Origin of the sequence: Arthrobacter sp. KN11-1C (assembly GCF_052180225.1) — a bacterium.
Classification (GTDB): Bacteria; Actinomycetota; Actinomycetes; order Actinomycetales; family Micrococcaceae; genus Arthrobacter.
Genome location: NZ_CP197467.1, coordinates 2,636,518 through 2,652,770 on the forward strand (window position 1 = coordinate 2,636,518; position 16,253 = coordinate 2,652,770).

At 63.5% G+C, this 16,253-nt stretch carries 13 protein-coding genes, 1 tRNA gene and 1 pseudogene; 4 read left to right on the forward strand and 11 right to left on the reverse strand.

Translation table 11 applies throughout. From position 1 onward, the window contains the following. Positions 1–47 precede the first annotated feature (47 nt). Positions 48–371 (forward strand): ArsR/SmtB family transcription factor, encoded by a 324-nt coding sequence (locus ACSBOX_RS12350; RefSeq protein ID WP_370872733.1) that lies wholly within the window; start codon positions 48–50, stop codon positions 369–371. Here ACSBOX_RS12350 and ACSBOX_RS12355 read toward each other — a convergent pair. Beyond that, a complete protein-coding gene (locus ACSBOX_RS12355) occupies positions 325–831 on the reverse strand; it encodes a hypothetical protein (RefSeq protein WP_442542733.1) in 507 nt (168 codons plus the stop codon). The genes ACSBOX_RS12350 and ACSBOX_RS12355 overlap by 47 nt on opposite strands. Before the next feature lie 224 nt (positions 832–1,055). Here ACSBOX_RS12355 and ACSBOX_RS12360 point away from each other — a divergent pair. After that, a pseudogene (locus ACSBOX_RS12360) lies at positions 1,056–1,151 on the forward strand (hypothetical protein); the annotation flags it as partial. Between the two features lie 29 nt (positions 1,152–1,180). Here ACSBOX_RS12360 and ACSBOX_RS12365 read toward each other — a convergent pair. Beyond that, positions 1,181–1,336, reverse strand: a complete 156-nt coding sequence (locus ACSBOX_RS12365; RefSeq protein ID WP_442546096.1) for a hypothetical protein — start codon at positions 1,334–1,336, stop codon at positions 1,181–1,183. Between the two features lie 75 nt (positions 1,337–1,411). On the opposite strand from ACSBOX_RS12365, the gene ACSBOX_RS12370 reads away from it, so the two are divergent. After that, complete coding sequence (locus ACSBOX_RS12370) at positions 1,412–1,660, forward strand: hypothetical protein (protein WP_268022675.1); 249 nt, start codon at positions 1,412–1,414, stop codon at positions 1,658–1,660. 34 nt (positions 1,661–1,694) lie between these two features. Here the strand turns inward: ACSBOX_RS12370 and ACSBOX_RS12375 are convergent, their stop codons facing one another. Together ACSBOX_RS12375 and ACSBOX_RS12380 are read right to left on the reverse strand one after the other, a co-directional pair. Continuing rightward, positions 1,695–2,825, reverse strand: a complete 1,131-nt coding sequence (locus tag ACSBOX_RS12375; protein WP_442542734.1) for a tyrosine-type recombinase/integrase — start codon at positions 2,823–2,825, stop codon at positions 1,695–1,697. Positions 2,826–2,911: 86 nt separating this feature from the next. After that, positions 2,912–2,993: transfer RNA gene (locus tag ACSBOX_RS12380), tRNA-Leu, on the reverse strand. A gap of 196 nt (positions 2,994–3,189) precedes the next feature. On the opposite strand from ACSBOX_RS12380, the gene ACSBOX_RS12385 reads away from it, so the two are divergent. Then, positions 3,190–3,795 (forward strand): ANTAR domain-containing response regulator, encoded by a 606-nt coding sequence (locus ACSBOX_RS12385; RefSeq protein ID WP_028266834.1) that lies wholly within the window; start codon positions 3,190–3,192, stop codon positions 3,793–3,795. 159 nt (positions 3,796–3,954) lie between these two features. Here the strand turns inward: ACSBOX_RS12385 and pyk are convergent, their stop codons facing one another. The 7 genes from pyk to trpC all read right to left on the reverse strand — a co-directional run bounded on the left by pyk (position 3,955) and on the right by trpC (position 16,253). Continuing rightward, entirely contained in the window at positions 3,955–5,454 is a 1,500-nt protein-coding gene (pyk, locus tag ACSBOX_RS12390; RefSeq protein ID WP_442542735.1) for a pyruvate kinase, read from the reverse strand. A 57-nt stretch (positions 5,455–5,511) separates the two neighbouring features. Further along, positions 5,512–6,969 (reverse strand): glutamate synthase subunit beta, encoded by a 1,458-nt coding sequence (locus tag ACSBOX_RS12395; protein WP_442542736.1) that lies wholly within the window; start codon positions 6,967–6,969, stop codon positions 5,512–5,514. Beyond that, positions 6,962–11,575 (reverse strand): glutamate synthase large subunit, encoded by a 4,614-nt coding sequence (gene gltB, locus ACSBOX_RS12400; protein ID WP_442542737.1) that lies wholly within the window; start codon positions 11,573–11,575, stop codon positions 6,962–6,964. Before gltB ends, ACSBOX_RS12395 begins: the two co-directional genes overlap by 8 nt. Positions 11,576–11,837: 262 nt before the next feature. Continuing rightward, the gene (gene lgt, locus ACSBOX_RS12405) at positions 11,838–13,091 is read right to left on the reverse strand and encodes a prolipoprotein diacylglyceryl transferase (RefSeq protein ID WP_442542738.1); all 1,254 of its coding nucleotides are present in this window, start codon (positions 13,089–13,091) and stop codon (positions 11,838–11,840) included. Between the two features lie 19 nt (positions 13,092–13,110). Beyond that, positions 13,111–13,941 carry a tryptophan synthase subunit alpha gene (gene trpA, locus ACSBOX_RS12410; RefSeq protein WP_442542739.1) on the reverse strand — a complete coding sequence of 277 codons (831 nt, stop codon included), beginning with the start codon at positions 13,939–13,941 and terminating at the stop codon, positions 13,111–13,113. Beyond that, positions 13,941–15,323, reverse strand: a complete 1,383-nt coding sequence (gene trpB / locus ACSBOX_RS12415; protein WP_442542740.1) for a tryptophan synthase subunit beta — start codon at positions 15,321–15,323, stop codon at positions 13,941–13,943. The genes trpA and trpB overlap by 1 nt, the downstream gene beginning before the upstream one ends. A 111-nt stretch (positions 15,324–15,434) precedes the next feature. Next, a complete protein-coding gene (gene trpC, locus ACSBOX_RS12420) occupies positions 15,435–16,253 on the reverse strand; it encodes an indole-3-glycerol phosphate synthase TrpC (RefSeq protein ID WP_442542741.1) in 819 nt (272 codons plus the stop codon).

Genomic DNA, 16,253 nt, shown 5'->3' on the forward strand with positions numbered 1-16,253 from the left:
AGACTGCGAGTCTTACTTTTCTAGACTCGTTCGGTAAGAATGGTTCCATGCCAAGGATTACTCAGCCTCACGACGACGCCTGGTCGTCCGACGTCGAGGCTGCCGTCGCGACTTTTGGCAATAGGTCGCGGAACGAAATCCTCCGCTACCTTTCGGCGCACGGCCCAGCAACCCGCGGAGACATCGTGGATGCAGTGAGTGCGGGCGAGCCAAGCGTGGCCAAACACCTTTTAGCCCTCGAAGAGTCCGGCGCTATCAACGTGGACGTTGAACCCGGCCGGAGGCACGGCCGGTCACCTCGCTATTCAGCAAACGCTGTCCGCATTAAGGAACTTCTGGATGCTCATCTTCAGTATCTGATGGAGAGCTAGTGGCAGCCTCCTCGCCAGCAGGATGCCGGCTGATGTCCTTATTGAGATACTCGGAGATCACTCGAAGAGTCTCCGGCGAGACATCTCCTAGAGTTCGGGCGGCGAAGGACTTCACCCGTGCCGCACGGAGGGACTTGACGAATTCAAGCTGGGAATCGATACGCTCCGGCAAGTTAGCGTCACCACCAACCAAAAGGTAGGAGCGGTCAACGTTGAAGATGTCGCACAAGGCGGTTAGCAATTCAGTATCGCTAACGAGGCGACCGCGTCCGTCCTTCATGTAGAACCAGCGCGCTCTGGAAAGCTTGATACCCCTTCCGGCCAGTTCATCCTGGACCTCGCGGAACGTCACCGGTTTTCCCCGCTCCGCTACCACTACGTCGAGGAGCAGATTCAGGCGTCGCGCAAGTTCCGCCTGGGGGGTCAGGGTGCCAGTCGAGCCCGGCTCTTCACTTGGCATGGACACCCCCTCGGGACTTACTGGCGCGGTATAGCGGGATCAGTTTTCGCGGCATTCACTGGTGTCCCCAGTATTTCGCGGGTGACCCTGTAGGGCAATGAGGATACCCACGTCCATGAAGGCCTTCCCAACTTCAGCAAGCCGGCGTAACCTGCTGCTGTAGACCCGTCTACAGCAGCACTTCTAACATTTCCCAGGCTATGGTCTCCATGTCGAACATCTTGATGAACCGAACACGAAGCCGAATCATCCGTTTCCTTCTCAGGACGGGGCCCGCAAGCTGCGAAGAAGTCGGAGCCGAACTCCGAATCTCGTCCTCAGCCGTTCACCGGCAGATCGCACTCATGCGTCACGCCGGGCTCGTGGAATCGACGGATTCATCGAGGATTTCAGTCTCGCCCCAGAACGTCCGAGCGGCCGCCGAAGCCTTTTCGGCGACTTTGTGCAGCGAAGGTCTGCCCCAGACTCCCCGAATGCCCGCGAATTGACCGGTCAATGCGGCCACTTGGGCTTGGTCATGTGTATTCCTGCGTCCAGGATCATGAACTGCCAACTCCACTCACGAAATCGGGGACGGCAAATGGACCTTGAATTCTTCGAGCCGGCAGAGGCAGCTGCCCTTATGCGATGCACTGAGGCTTGGCTCCGCGACGGCGCTGCCACAGGCCGATTTCCTCACACATGCTGGGGCAAAGGAAAAATCATCTTCACGTCCGAGCACATCCTGGAAATCGCCCGACTGAGCGAGGTTCCGGCGCAGGCTGCACCGACGGCGGCCGCACGGCTCATCGGAACTCGTGCGAAAGGCCGACTGTCCCCGGTGAACTAATACACGAACCGCGGGACTTCAGCGGCGCACATCATCAGTGAACGAATCCGGTGATCGAACGCTCTGTGGCGTCAGCACCTGCCTGCAGCGCTTGTGGCATCAGGTGACCGTATACCTGTTCCGTTGTCCGGGTAGAAGCGTGGCCGAGGCGCCGTGAAATGGTAAATAGCGACACTCCGTCTTGGATTAGCCACGACGCATGTGTGTGCCGGAGATCGTGAATACGTGGCGTCTTGCTCAGCCCAATTGCCTGCGCCGTCCGGACCGCCGGCACCCAGTAGTGATGCCAATACAACTTATGGACAATCCGCTGCCCTTTTGGCGTGGTGAACAGGAGTTCCTTTCCGGGGCGGCTGGCAACCAGAGGGATCAATATTTCTACAAGTGCCGGATTGAGCCCGATGGTGCGCTTTCCAGCGCCGGTCTTCGTGGCTCCAACGTAAAACTGCGACTGCCCGTCCCGTTTCCAGGCCTTGTTGATCCTTACCGTGGGCGGCTTGGACAAAAGGTCGACATCACCCACGGTTAGCGCTGTAGCTTCTCCGAACCTAGTCCCAGTCATGACCAGGAAGTTCGTAAACGCCTTGTACCGCTCCCCCATGCCTTCCATGATCAAGCTGAATTCGGCGTGAGTGAGAAACATCGCTTCATCCTCAGCCCGGTCAAGGCTGGGCAGCTGCACGCCGCGACAAGGGTTCCGCGGGATGTATTGCAGCATCTCAGCGGTGTTCATCGCCGCAGAGATAAGACCGTGAACGTTGTGGATGGTCTTTGGGGAACGGCCCTTGGCCAACATCGACTTCACCCAGTGATTCATGTGCCGGTAATCAAGCTTGTCCACCGGGATGTGACCGATGACGTTACGCACATGAAGATCGAGCATCGTCTGGTAGGTCCGGGTGGTTCCACTTGATGGTCGAATCAGGAGGTCGATATGCTCCTGAATCACTTCGGCCACAGTTGGTACTTTGGACTGGTTCGCAAGGATTGCTTGCTGGGCGATTTCGAAGGATTGTCCGTTCGCGTCCAGCAACCGTTTAAGGGTCTCGGCTTCGGATTCGGAGGTGACGGTCAGGCCTTGTTGCTCGCGGCTCTTCGGGTCGCGCCAAAGCACCATGAAGGACGATGTTCCGTCCTTTTTCGTGCGTTTGCGGATGCTGGCCACATACAAATGTTAGATCCGTGTCAACACTTTTGGCCTTTTTGTCAACAGTCAGGGGCCAAATAGGCCCCTGACCTGCGACAACATTGTGCCCGAGGTGGGACTCGAACCCACACACCTTTCGATACCGCATTTTGAGTGCGGCGCGTCTGCCAATTCCGCCACTCGGGCGCGGAAACACCGAAACAAGACTAACCGACGTCGGGCTCTTCACAGAACTCAACGCTCCCTGTTGCAGTGCGCGAAACTACTCTACATGCAGATAGGCTAATTTCCAGAACCGGCTCGGCCGAGCAATAAATCATACGCACGGACCGGGTGCAACTAAGATGGTTGAGAACCCGCCGTACGTCTTGAAGGAGATCCCGTGTCAGAACAGACGGAGTCCAAGCCCGCATCCCAGCCGGCACGCCGAGTAGTTGTCGCAGAGGATGAGACCCTCATCCGCCTAGACATCATCGAGATCTTGAAGGGCGAAGGCTACGACGTTGTCGGCGAGGCCGACAACGGTGAGAAGGCTGTCCAGCTGGCCGAGGAACTGAAGCCGGACCTGGTCCTCATGGACGTCAAGATGCCCGTTATGGACGGCATCTCAGCCGCGGAGAAGATCGTCAAGGCGAGGATCGCCCCCGTGGTCCTCCTGACAGCGTTCAGCCAGAAGGAACTCGTGGAGCGCGCACGCGACGCCGGCGCCATGGCCTACGTCGTCAAGCCCTTCACCCCGGCAGACTTGATCCCGGCCATCGAGATCGCACTGTCCCGCCACGAAGAGATCAAGGCCCTCGAGAACGAGGTGTCCGACCTTCAGGAGCAGTTCGCCACGCGCAAGCTTGTGGAGCGCGCCAAGAGCCTCCTGACCACGAAGATGGGCCTCACGGAGCCGGAAGCATTCCGTTGGATTCAGAAGACCTCCATGGACCGTCGCCTCAGCATGCGCGAGGTCGCCGAGACCATCATCAACCAGGTCAACTAGCACTCCCCCTCGAAGGGCGCCGCCTCCACAGGAAGCGGCGCCCTTCGTCGTCCCCCGGAACCCGACGCCGTCACTCGCCCCGGACTGCGCTCGCACCCACCCGCCACAAAGCAAAGGAGGCCCCGCCAACGGCGGAGCCTCCTCAACAGCGCTAAAAGATCAGGCCTTGGACTTGCCCTTCTTCTTTTCCGGCCACGGTCCGACCTTTTCCTTGCGGGATGCGGCTTCTTCCACGCGGGACGTGTCCGCGAGGTCGCCTACCTTGTGGACCTTGAGCGAGTTCGTGGAACCGGCCTGTCCGGGAGGGGAACCGGCAGCGATGACCACAAGGTCGCCGTTCTCCACGATCTTCATCTCGAGGAGGCTGCGGTCCACCTGGGCCGTCATGGCGTCAGTGTGGCCCACCATCGGGACCAGGACGGGCTGGATGCCCCAGGTCAGTGCCAGCTGGTTCCAGACGTGCTCCACCGGGGTGAAAGCAAACACCGGCTTGACGGGGCGCAGGCGGGACAGGCGGCGGGCCGAGTCACCGGACTGGGTGAACGTACAAATGAACTTTGCGTCCAGCTGGTCGGCGATTTCGACGGCGGCACGCGTGATCGCGCCACCGCGGGTCTTGGGCTTGGTCCCCAGCGGAGGAACGCGCTCGAGGCCGTGCTCTTCGGTGGACTCGATGATGCGGGCCATGACCTTGACCGTCTCGATCGGGTACTTGCCCACGCTGGTCTCACCGGAAAGCATGACTGCGTCGGCGCCGTCGAGCACTGCGTTGGCGCAGTCCGAAGCTTCGGCACGGGTCGGGCGCGGGTTGTCGATCATCGATTCGAGGACCTGGGTGGCCACGATGACCGGCTTGGCCCAGCGACGCGCCAGTTCGATGGCGCGCTTCTGGACGATCGGCACTTCCTCGAGCGGGAGTTCCACGCCGAGGTCGCCACGGGCAACCATGATGGCGTCGAAGGCGTCGATGATTTCGTGGAGCTGGTCCACTGCCTGCGGCTTCTCGATCTTGGCGATCACCGGCACGCGGCGGCCCTCTTCGTCCATGATTTCGTGCACGCGCTTGATGTCGGAGGCATCGCGGACGAAGGACAGTGCGACCAGGTCGACACCGCGCTTCATGGCCCAACGGAGATCGTCCTCGTCCTTTTCGCTCAGCGCGGGGACGTTGACGGCAACGCCGGGCAGGTTGATGCCCTTGTTGTTGGAGACCCAGCCGCCGACGGTCACCGTGGCGACCACCTTGACGTCGTCAACCTCAATGGCGCGCAAGGCAACCTTGCCGTCGTCGATCAGCAGTGCATCGCCGACGTTGACGTCCTCGGTCAGGCTCTTGAGCGTGGTGGAGCAGATGTCCTTGGTGCCCGGGACGTCCTCGGTGGTGATGGTGAAAGTGTCACCGACGGCGAGCTCGTGGGGGCCGTCGACAAAGCGACCCAGGCGGATCTTCGGGCCCTGCAAGTCGGCCATGATGGCAACGGGCTTGTGGAGCTGGGCGGAAGCCTTGCGGACGTTCTCGTACGTGTTGTCGTGTACCGAGTAGTCGCCGTGGCTCATGTTCATGCGGGCGACGTCGACGCCGGCTTCCAGCACCGCGAGGGTGTTGTCAAAGCTGGAAATTGCCGGTCCGAACGTTGCCACGATTTTTGCGCGTCTCATATACCTACCCTAGTAGTGTGCTGCGGTTGGAGTTGGGAAAGCGTCGTGCGCCGGTCCTTAGAGGACCGATATAGCCCGGTCGGTGGGAGCCACCGGCGCGGGGAGAATGGTGCTGCCCATGAGGTACTTGTCGACGGCGGCAGCGCAGGCGCGGCCTTCGGCAATCGCCCAGACAATCAAGGACTGCCCGCGGCCGGCATCGCCCGCCACGAAAACACCCTCGGTGTTGGTCATGTAGTACCCATCTCGGGCCACGTTGCCGCGGCCGTCGAATTCTGCGCTGACCTGTTCGGTGATACCGGCAGGTTCCGCGCCCGTGAAGCCAAGCGACAGAAAGACCAGATCGGCCGGAATGACGCGCTCCGTGCCGGCCTTCGGCAGGCGCTTGCCATCCACGAACTCGGTCTCGGCGACCTTGACCCCCGTGAGCTTGCCGTTTTCGCCGACAAACTCGACGGTCGAGGCGAGGTAGGTGCGTTCACCGCCCTCTTCGTGCGCGCTGGCAACCTCGAAGAGCGTGGGGAACGTCGGCCATGGCTGGTGCGTTGCGCGCTCAAGCGGCGGCTGCTTGCCGATCGCGAGAGTGGTGACCGACGCGGCCCCGTGGCGGTGTGCGGTACCGAGGCAGTCGGCGCCGGTGTCTCCGCCGCCAAGGATGATGACGTGCTTGCCCTTGGCGTTGATCTGGCCCTCCACGGTTTCACCGGCCACCACGCGGTTGGCGGGCACCAGGTAATCCATGGCGAAGTGGATGCCTTCAAGTCCGCGGCCCGGGATGGGAAGGTCGCGCGGCACGGTGGCACCGGTGGCGATCACCACGGAATCGTAACGGCGGCGCAATTGCTCCCACGTCACGTCGCTTCCGACCGCCACACCCGTGCGGAAGCGGGTGCCCTCGGCCTTCATCTGCTCGACGCGGCGGTCGACCTGTTCCTTCTCCATCTTGAAGTCGGGGATGCCATAGCGCAGCAGTCCCCCGATCTTGTCGTCGCGCTCGTAGACGGCCACGGTGTGGCCTACGCGCGTCAGCTGCTGTGCGACCGCAAGTCCTGCGGGGCCGGAGCCGACGACGGCGACCGTCTTGCCGGAGAGGCGCGCCGGCGGAAGGGGTTGGACCCAGCCGTTTTCAAAGGCGTCGTCGATGATGGAAACTTCGACCTGCTTGATGGTCACGGCAGGCTGGTTGATGCCCAGGACACAGGATGCTTCACACGGCGCAGGACACAGCCGGCCGGTGAATTCCGGGAAGTTGTTCGTCGCGTGCAGGCGTTCGATCGCTTCCTCGCCCTTGCCGCGCCAGGTGAGGTCGTTCCACTCCGGGATGAGGTTCCCGAGCGGGCAGCCCTGGTGGCAGAACGGAACACCGCAGTCCATGCAGCGTCCGGCCTGGCTCTTGAGCACGCCCTTGTCCTGGGCCTCGTAGACTTCTTTCCAGTCCATGATGCGGACGGGAACGGGACGGCGTGGCTGCGTCTCGCGCTGCCGGACTTTCAGAAATCCGCGTGGATCAGCCACCGGTTACCTCCAGGATTCGAGACCAAACTTCTTCGCCATCGGGATCAAGCCCTTCTTCGATGGCGTCGAGACGGGTTTGCAGGACTGCGGCGTAGTCGCGCGGCAGAACCTTGGTGATGCGGGCAGCGGTGTCGTCGAAGTTTTCGAGCAAGCGGCCTGCGAGGACGGATTCGGTTTCTTCCAAGTGCTTGACCAGGAGGCCGTGGACAATGGTGCGGTCCTCGTCGTCGAGCTCCAGCAACTGCAGTTCGCCGGAATCCAAGGCTTGCTTATTGACCCGGGCAGGCTGGAGGTCCAGCACGTAGGCGGTACCACCGGACATGCCGGCACCGAAGTTGCGGCCGGTGCGGCCGATGATCAGCGTCTGGCCGCCGGTCATGTACTCGCAACCATGGTCACCGATGCCTTCGACGACCGCGGTGGCCCCCGAGTTGCGAACCATGAAGCGTTCGCCCACCTGGCCGCGCAGGAACATTTCGCCGCTTGTGGCGCCGTAGCCGATTACGTTGCCGGCGATGACGTTGCGTTCCGCCTGGAAAACGTTGGTGCGGTCCGGGCGGACGATGATGCGTCCACCGGAAAGGCCCTTGCCGACGTAGTCGTTGGAGTCGCCGAACATGCGCAGCGTGATGCCGGCCGGAAGGAACGCTCCCAGCGACTGCCCGGCGGTGCCCTTCAGCGTGACGTCGATGGTGTCCGTGGCGAGCACATCGATGCCGAACGTCTTGGTGACGACGTGACCCAGCATGGTGCCGACGGAACGGTCCGTGTTGATGACGTCGACGGCGATCTTCACCGGCGTGCGGTCGCTCAAAGCCTCGGCGGCCATGCCGATGAGGCGCTGGTCGAAGTGCTTGTCGAGCTCGTGGTTCTGGCCGGTGAGGTTCCGCAGGGGAACGTCGTCGTCGAACTCGAGGCCGTGCAGGATCGGGTCGAGGTCGAGTCCGTCGGCCTTCCAGTGGTCCACCGCCTCGCGGGTGTCCAGGACCTCGGCATGGCCGATGGCCTCTTCGAGGCTGCGGAAACCGAGTTCGGCAAGCAGTTCGCGGACTTCCTCGGCAAGGAATTCGAAGAAGTTGACCACGAATTCGGGCTTGCCAGTGAAGCGCGAGCGAAGCTCCGGGTTCTGGGTTGCGACGCCCACCGGGCAGGTGTCGAGGTGGCAGACGCGCATCATGATGCAGCCGGACACGACCAGGGGCGCGGTGGCGAAACCGTACTCCTCGGCGCCCAGCAGCGCAGCGATGACGACGTCGCGGCCCGTCTTAAGCTGGCCGTCCACCTGGACCACGACGCGGTCGCGAAGACCGTTGAGCATGAGCGTCTGCTGGGTTTCGGCGAGGCCGAGCTCCCACGGGACACCGGCGTGCTTGAGCGAGTTCAGCGGCGAGGCGCCGGTTCCGCCGTCGTGCCCTGAAACGAGCACGACGTCGGCCTTCGCCTTGGTGACGCCGGACGCCACCGTGCCGATCCCGACTTCGGACACCAGCTTCACGTGCACACGAGCCGAGGGGTTGGCCCGCTTGGCGTCGTAGATGAGCTGCGCGAGGTCCTCGATGGAGTAGATGTCGTGGTGCGGGGGCGGGGAAATGAGCCCGACGCCGGGAGTGGAGTGGCGGGTCCGGGCCACCCAGGGGTAGACCTTCTGCGCCATCAGCTGGCCGCCTTCACCGGGCTTCGCGCCCTGGGCCATCTTGATCTGGATGTCCTCGGCGTTGGTCAGGTACAGGCTGGTCACGCCGAAACGGCCGGAGGCAATCTGCTTGATCGCGGAGCGGCGCTCCGGGTCCAGCAGGCGGTCCACGTCTTCGCCGCCTTCACCGGTGTTGGACTTGGCGCCGAGCCGGTTCATGGCGATTGCGAGCGTCTCGTGGGCTTCCTTGGAGATGGAGCCGTAGCTCATCGCTCCGGTGGAGAAGCGCTTCACGATGCTGGAAACCGGTTCGACTTCCTCAAGGGGCACGGCCGGACGCTGGCTGTCCTTGAACTTCAGGAGCCCACGCAGGGTCATGAGGTTCTCGGACTGGTCGTCGATCCCCTTGGTGTAGGACTTGAAGATGTCGTAGCGGCGTTCGCGCGTGGCGTGCTGCAGTCGGAAGACCGTCTCCGGGTTGAACAAATGCGGTTCGCCGTCGCGGCGCCACTGGTATTCGCCGCCGCCGAGCAGCGGACGGTGCGGCAGCTCGATGCCGCCTTCCGGGTAGGCCATCTGGTGGCGAGCGGAAACCTCGGCGGCGATGACGTCCAGACCGACGCCGCCCAATTGCGAGTGGGTGCCGGAGAAGAACTCGTCCACGAGGTCCTGGGACAGCCCCAGTGCTTCGAAAGTCTGGGCGCCGGTGTAGGAGGCCACCGTGGAAATGCCCATCTTGGACATGATCTTCAAGACACCCTTGCCGAGGCCCTTGATGAGGTTGTAGACACCGTCTTCTGCGGTCACGCCGACGACCTCGCCGGTGCTGATGAGCTGCTCCACGGACTCCATGGCGAGGTACGGGTTCACGGCGGAAGCGCCGAAGCCCACCAGCACTGCCACGTGGTGCGTTTCGCGGACGTCACCTGCCTCGACCACCAGGGCGGTCTTGGTGCGGTTGGCGCTGCGGAGCAAGTGGTGGTGCACCGCGCTCACGAGCAGCAGCGACGGGATCGGGGCCCACTGCGCGTTCGAGTCACGATCCGACAACACGATGTACTGCACGCCACGGTTGATCGCACCGGAAACCTGCTCGCAGATTTCGGTCAAGCGGCTTCGGAGCGACGCTTCTCCGCCCTCCGGGCGGTAAAGTCCGCGGACCTTCATGGCGACCTTGTCGCCGTCGGCATTCTCGATGTTGGCGATCTTGGCGAGCTGATCGTTGTTGATCACCGGGAACGGCAGGGAGATCTGCGGCTGGCGCACCTGCCCGACGTCGAGCAGGTTTCCGTTCGGACCGATGGCGCACTTCAGCGAGGTGACAAGCTCTTCGCGGATCGCGTCCAGGGGCGGGTTGGTGACCTGCGCGAAAGACTGCACGAAGTAGTCGAACAGCAAACGCGGACGCTTGGACAGCACGGCGACCGGGGTGTCGGAGCCCATGGCGCCGAGCGGTTCGGCGCCGGTGCGGGCCATGGGCCCGAGGAGGATCTTCAGTTCTTCGGTGGTGTAGCCGAAGGTCCGCTGGCGGATGTTCACGGACGCCGCGGTATGCAGCACGTGTTCGCGCTCGGGAAGGTCGTTGAGGTCGATCAGGTTGTCCTTGACCCATTCGGCCCAAGGGTTGGCGGCGGCCACCTCGGCCTTGACCTCGGCGTCGTCGATGATGCGACCGGCTTCCGTGTCCACCAGGAACATCTTGCCCGGCGAAACACGGCCCTTCTTGACCACCTTGGCGGCCTCGACGTCGATCACGCCGACCTCGGAGGCGAAGACGATCAGTCCGTCTTCGGTGATCCAGTAGCGGCCGGGGCGCAGGCCATTGCGGTCAAGGGTCGCACCCACAAGGTTGCCGTCGGTGAAGGACACTGCCGCGGGACCGTCCCACGGTTCCATGAGCAGCGAGTGGTACTCGTAGAAGGCGCGGCGGGCAGGATCCATCGTGGCGTGGTTTTCCCATGCCTCGGGGATCATCATCATGATCGAGTGCGTGATGGGCCGTCCGGAAAGCCAGAGCAGCTCGGCAACCTCGTCGAAGGACGCGGAGTCCGAGGCACCCGGCGTGCAGATGGGGTACAACTCCTCCGGGGAATCGCCCAGCAGCGGGTTGGCGAGCTGGGACTGGCGCGCCCGCATCCAGTTCCGGTTGCCCTTGACGGTGTTGATTTCACCGTTGTGGGCGATGGTGCGGAACGGCTGCGCGAGCGGCCACGACGGGAAGGTGTTCGTGGAGAAGCGCGAGTGCACGATGGCCAGCTTGGTCTTGAAGCGCTTGTCCGAGAGATCCGGGTAGAACGGCTCCAGCTGGGCGGTGGTCAGCATGCCCTTGTACACGATGGTGCGCGAGGACAGCGAGGGGAAGTACACGCCGAACTTGTTCTGGGCACGCTTGCGGACACGCCAGGCGCGGGAGTCCAGTTCATTCCGGTCCAGCACCTCGCCCGTCGCGGAGGCGAGGAACGGCTGCGCGAAGTAAGGCATGCAGGCGCGGGCCATGGCGCCAACCAGGTCTCCGACCACCGGCACTTCACGCCAACCTAGAACCGTCAGGCCCTCGTCTATCGCAAGGGCTTCGATGCCGGCCTTCGCGGTCCCGGCTTCGCGGGTTTCGGCCGGAAGGAAGGCGGTACCGACAACGTACTGCCCGGGTGCGGGGAGTTCGAACTCCGTGACGGCCCGGAAGAATTCGTCCGGAACCTGCATGAGGAGCCCGGCGCCGTCGCCCGTGCCTTCGTCGGCGCCCACGGCGCCCCGGTGTTCAAGGTTGCGCAGGGCAGTCAGGGCCGCTTCCACGATGTCATAGCCGGGTTCACCACGCAGGGTGGCGATAATGGCCAGGCCACAAGCGTCCTTCTCCTGCTCAGGGTTGTAGAGTCCCTGGGCTTCCGGGAGCGCAGCAAAACGTTTGAAGGGCGAGATGGCACCTTGCGGTTCGACTGCTTCGGACCAGCTTGGGTTATGAAGATGGGTCATTGAAGACGTCCTTCCTCGAGATCGTGCGAATGGAAGGGACAACGTTGGCCCCACCTTGCCAGCCGTGTGACGGGCATAACAAAGCGCTAGTTACTAGAAATTGTAGGACAGCGGGCAAGACGCAACGAACAGTTACGCATGCCCCTGACCCAAGCTTGACCACGGAGCCTCTGTGTGCTGCCGGGCTACTGCCAAGGGTGCCACGACGCTGTGGCCGGGGGTCTCTGGGCGGTAGCCCGGTTCCCCGGTGCCGTAGCGCTGGCTACTTGGTTCTGCCAGCTTCCGGCCCGGATCCAGGGACGCTGCTGGCGGTGGTTTCGGTGGACGCTGAGCCGGAATCCGACGTGACGCCGGCATGTGGCTCCTCGGCCGTTTCCGTTGGCTCAGCAGTATGGCCCAGATCGCTTTGGTTATTCCGGAGATTACCATGCGCACCGGTATCTGAGACAGATCCGTCCGCATCATGGGACTTCGTATCGGTCACAATTGGGCTGTCCGCCTCCCGGGCAGCAGCCGTGTCGTCGTCGGCAGTCGTCTCATCGTCCCCGGCATGTGAGTCCCCGGCATCCGAGTCGTCGACGGCGGGCTCATCCTCTTCCGCGGTCACCGCGGCGGGTTCCCTGCCGGGAAGGTACGCCGTGTCCGGCTCGGGCCTGCCGCGCAGGCTCAGCGCGATGAAGATGATGAGCGCCGCGACGAAGACGAAGATACTGGTCCAGACGTTGAGCCGTGTGGTGATGCCAAAGAGGTTGATCTGTTCGGCGTCGTCGATCCGCAACGCTTCGATCCAGACACGGCCGAGCGTGTAGTAGATGGCGTACAGCCAGAAGAGCCTGCCGCGGCGGAAATGGAAGCGGCGGTCCAGGACAAGGAGGACTACGACGCCGATGATGTTCCAGAGGGATTCGTAGAGGAACGTCGGGTGGAACAGAGTGTCGCTAGGCATCCCGGCCGGAAAGTTGGGGCTGTTGGGATCTATTTGGAGGCCCCACGGCAACGTGGTGGGTCCGCCGAAGAGTTCCTGGTTGAACCAGTTTCCCCAGCGTCCGATCGCTTGCGCCAGCAGGAGCCCGGGTGCTGCGGCGTCCAGGAAGGCAGTGAGCTTGACGCCGGAACGGCGGCATCCGAGCCAGGCGCCGACCACGCCGAGAACCACTGCACCCCAGATGCCCAGGCCACCTCGCCAGATCTGCGGGATCAGGGAGAGGTCGCCGGTGCCGTTGAAGCCCGGGCCGAAGTACGCGTCCGGCGATGAGATCACGTGGTAGAGGCGGCCGCCCACAATGCCGAAGGGGATCGCCCAGATGGCGATGTCCCACAGGCTGCCTTCGGGGGTGCCGCGGCGCTTCCAGCGCACGGCGGTGAGCCACAGGCCCACGATGATGCCCAGGAGAATGCACAGGGCGTAGGCATGGATGCGGAGGCTCCCCCACGGAAGCGGAATATCAAATCCGGACCATGAGGGGCTCGGAATGCTCATGGGAGCCATTGCCGCGACGTGGAGGAGACTCTGCATTGTCTACGCTTTTCCTTTTCTAGGCCTGCGCTGTGTTGTGGGCTTGCGCTGCTGCCCGGCTGAGACCGGCGCTGAGGTTCTTGGTGAGTTGCGCGACGCCGTCAACGCCGCCGTCGCGGATTGCGGCAACCAGCGCGGTACCGACGATCACGCCGTCCGCATAAGCGGCGATCTCGCGGACGTGGTCCGCGGTGGAGACTCCGAGCCCGACACAAACACGTTCGGCGCCGGCTGCATGCGTATCGGCCACGACCTTCTCCGCGGCGCTGCTGACTGACTGCCGCGCTCCGGTGACACCCATGATGGAAACGGCATAGACGAAGCCTCGGCTCGCCTCCACCGTCATGGCGAGGCGCTCCGGCGTGGACGACGGTGCCACGAGGAAGACCCGGTCGAGTCCGTATTTGTCCGAGGCAGCGAACCATTCGGCGGCCTCGTCCGGAATGAGGTCCGGAGTGATGAGCCCGGCTCCCCCGGCCTCGGCCAGCCTGCGTGAGAACTCGTCGACGCCCATGCGCATGACGGGATTCCAATAGGTCATGACCAGCACTGCGGCGTCGGTGGCCGCGGTGATGCCCGCGACGACGTCGAACACGCTGGCGACGCGGAAACCGTTGGCGATTGCTTCCGTCGTCGCAGCCTGGATGACCGAGCCGTCCATGACGGGGTCCGAATACGGGATGCCGATTTCAATGAGGTCCGCGCCGTTGCGGGCCATGGCAATGCCCGCGTCGATGCTTGACTGGACGTCCGGGTAGCCTGCCGGCAGATATCCGATCAACGCCGCCCGGCCTTGTGCCTTCGCACGGTCGATCGCGGCCGCGGACTTGCTGCTCATCTGCTCAGTCATCAGTTCCGGCCCCCGTTTGCTTCTTCAGTGCTGATCTCAAGGTTGCTGCGTTCGGACGTGCCCTTGGGCTTGCGCGTGGAGAGGGTGGTGCCCTTGACGTTGCCGTTTTCATCCAACATGTCGAACCATTCGGCGGCCGTTTCCACGTCCTTGTCCCCGCGCCCGGACAGGTTCACGATGATGATCGTGTCTGCCGGGTTTTCCTTGCCTTCCGTGAGCTGCTTGCCCACCTTGATGGCGCCGGCGAGGGCGTGCGAAGACTCGATGGCGGGGATGATGCCTTCGGTCCGGCAAAGCAGACGGAACGCTTCCATGGCCTCGGTGTCCGTGATGGGCTCATACGTGACGCGGCCGATGTCCGCGAGGTAGGAGTGCTCCGGACCCACGCTCGGGTAGTCCAGGCCGGCGGAAATCGAGTGGGACTCGATGGTCTGGCCGTCCTCGTCCTGCATGAGGTAGGAGCGTGCACCGTGCAGCACGCCGGGGCGTCCGAGAGTGATGGCGGCGGCGTGCCGGCCGGTTTCGACGCCCTCGCCGCCGGCTTCAAAGCCGTAGATCTTCACTGAGGCGTCGTCCAGGAAGCTGTGGAAGATGCCGATGGCATTGGAACCGCCGCCGATGCAGGCACAGACGGCGTCGGGCAGTTTGCCGGTCTGCTCCAGGATCTGGGCGCGCGCTTCTTCGCCGATGACCTCGTGGAAGAAACGCACCATCGCCGGGAACGGGTGCGCGCCGGCCGCAGTGCCGAGCAGGTAGTGGGTGTTGTCGACATTGGAAACCCAGTCGCGGAGGGCGTCGTTGATGGCGTCCTTGAGCGTCTGTGATCCGTTGGTCACGGGAACCACGGTGGCGCCCAGGAGCTGCATGCGTGCCACGTTGAGCGCCTGGCGGCGGCAATCCTCGGCGCCCATGTAGACGACGCATTCGAGTCCGAGCAGGGCCGCGGCGGTGGCACTGGCAACGCCGTGCTGGCCGGCGCCGGTTTCCGCGATGACACGGGACTTGCCCATGCGCTTCGCGAGCAAGGCCTGTCCGAGCACGTTGTTGATCTTGTGCGATCCGGTGTGGTTCAGGTCTTCGCGCTTGAGGAAGATACGGGCCCCGCCGGCGTGCTCCGAGAACCGCTTGGCCTCCGTCAGGAGCGACGGACGGCCCGAGTAGTTCTTGTTGAGGTCCTTCAGCTGGGCGAGGAACTCGGGATCGGCTTTGGCTTTCTCGAACGTGTCCTCAACTTCGTCCAGGGCGGCGATGAGGGACTCGGGCATCCAACGTCCACCGTAGGAGCCGAAATACGGCCCAGCGGCGTTGCGGAGCGAGGTTCCGCCTTGTAGGAATGCGTCGGCCACATTCTCATCCGAGTTGGCTGTTGATGCGTCCACCATCAGTCTCACCGTCCTGTTCAGTTGGTAGTTGGGTTCTTCCAGGAGCCGCAGGACAGCAGGCAGCCGTGTTGTCTGCTGCTGTCCGGGTCCCGGTCGCGAATCAGGCCTGCCTTAGGTCCTGACGGCGATGGCGGCAGCTCCGGCCGCCTTGAATTCGCTGATCCGCTCGTGTGGCGTGGAGTCGCTCACAAGGGCTTCGCCCACAAGGATTGCGTGGGCACCGTTTCCCGCATAGTGCGCAACGTCCTCGGCGTTCCGCACACCGGATTCAGCCACGACAACTGCTCCCGCTGGAATGCTTCCGGCGAGCGAGGCAAAAAGGGAGCGGTCGACGTCGAGCGTCTTGAGGTTGCGGACGTTCACGCCGATGATCCGTGCCTCGGCTGCGGCCGCACGCTCGATTTCCTCGGGCGTGTGGGTTTCCACCAGGACGTTCATGCCGAGCTCGTGGCTCAACGCGCTGAATTCGCGCAGCTGTGCATCGGAAAGCGCCGCGACGATCAGCAGGATGAGGTCCGCGCCGTGGGCGCGGGCTTCCCAGATCTGGTACTCGTCAACCGTGAAGTCCTTGCGCAGCAACGGAATGTCGACGGCGGCGCGGACCGCGTCGAGGTCCGCCAGGGACCCGTTGAAGCGCCGCTGTTCGGTGAGGACGCTGATCACGGAAGCGCCGCCGTCGGCGTACTGCACCGCAAGTGCCGCAGGGTCGACGATGCTCGCGAGATCGCCTTTCGACGGGCTGCGGCGCTTGATTTCCGCGATGACCTTCAATTCGTCGCGGCTGGCAGACGGACCGCCCAAGGCAGCCCACGCGTCCAGTGCGGGCGCAGTGGCCGCGGCGCGCTCTTTCAGCTCGTCAAGGCCAACAACAAGGCGGCGTGCCTCCATGTCCTCCCTGACACCGACGATGATGTCATCAAGAACGGTCAC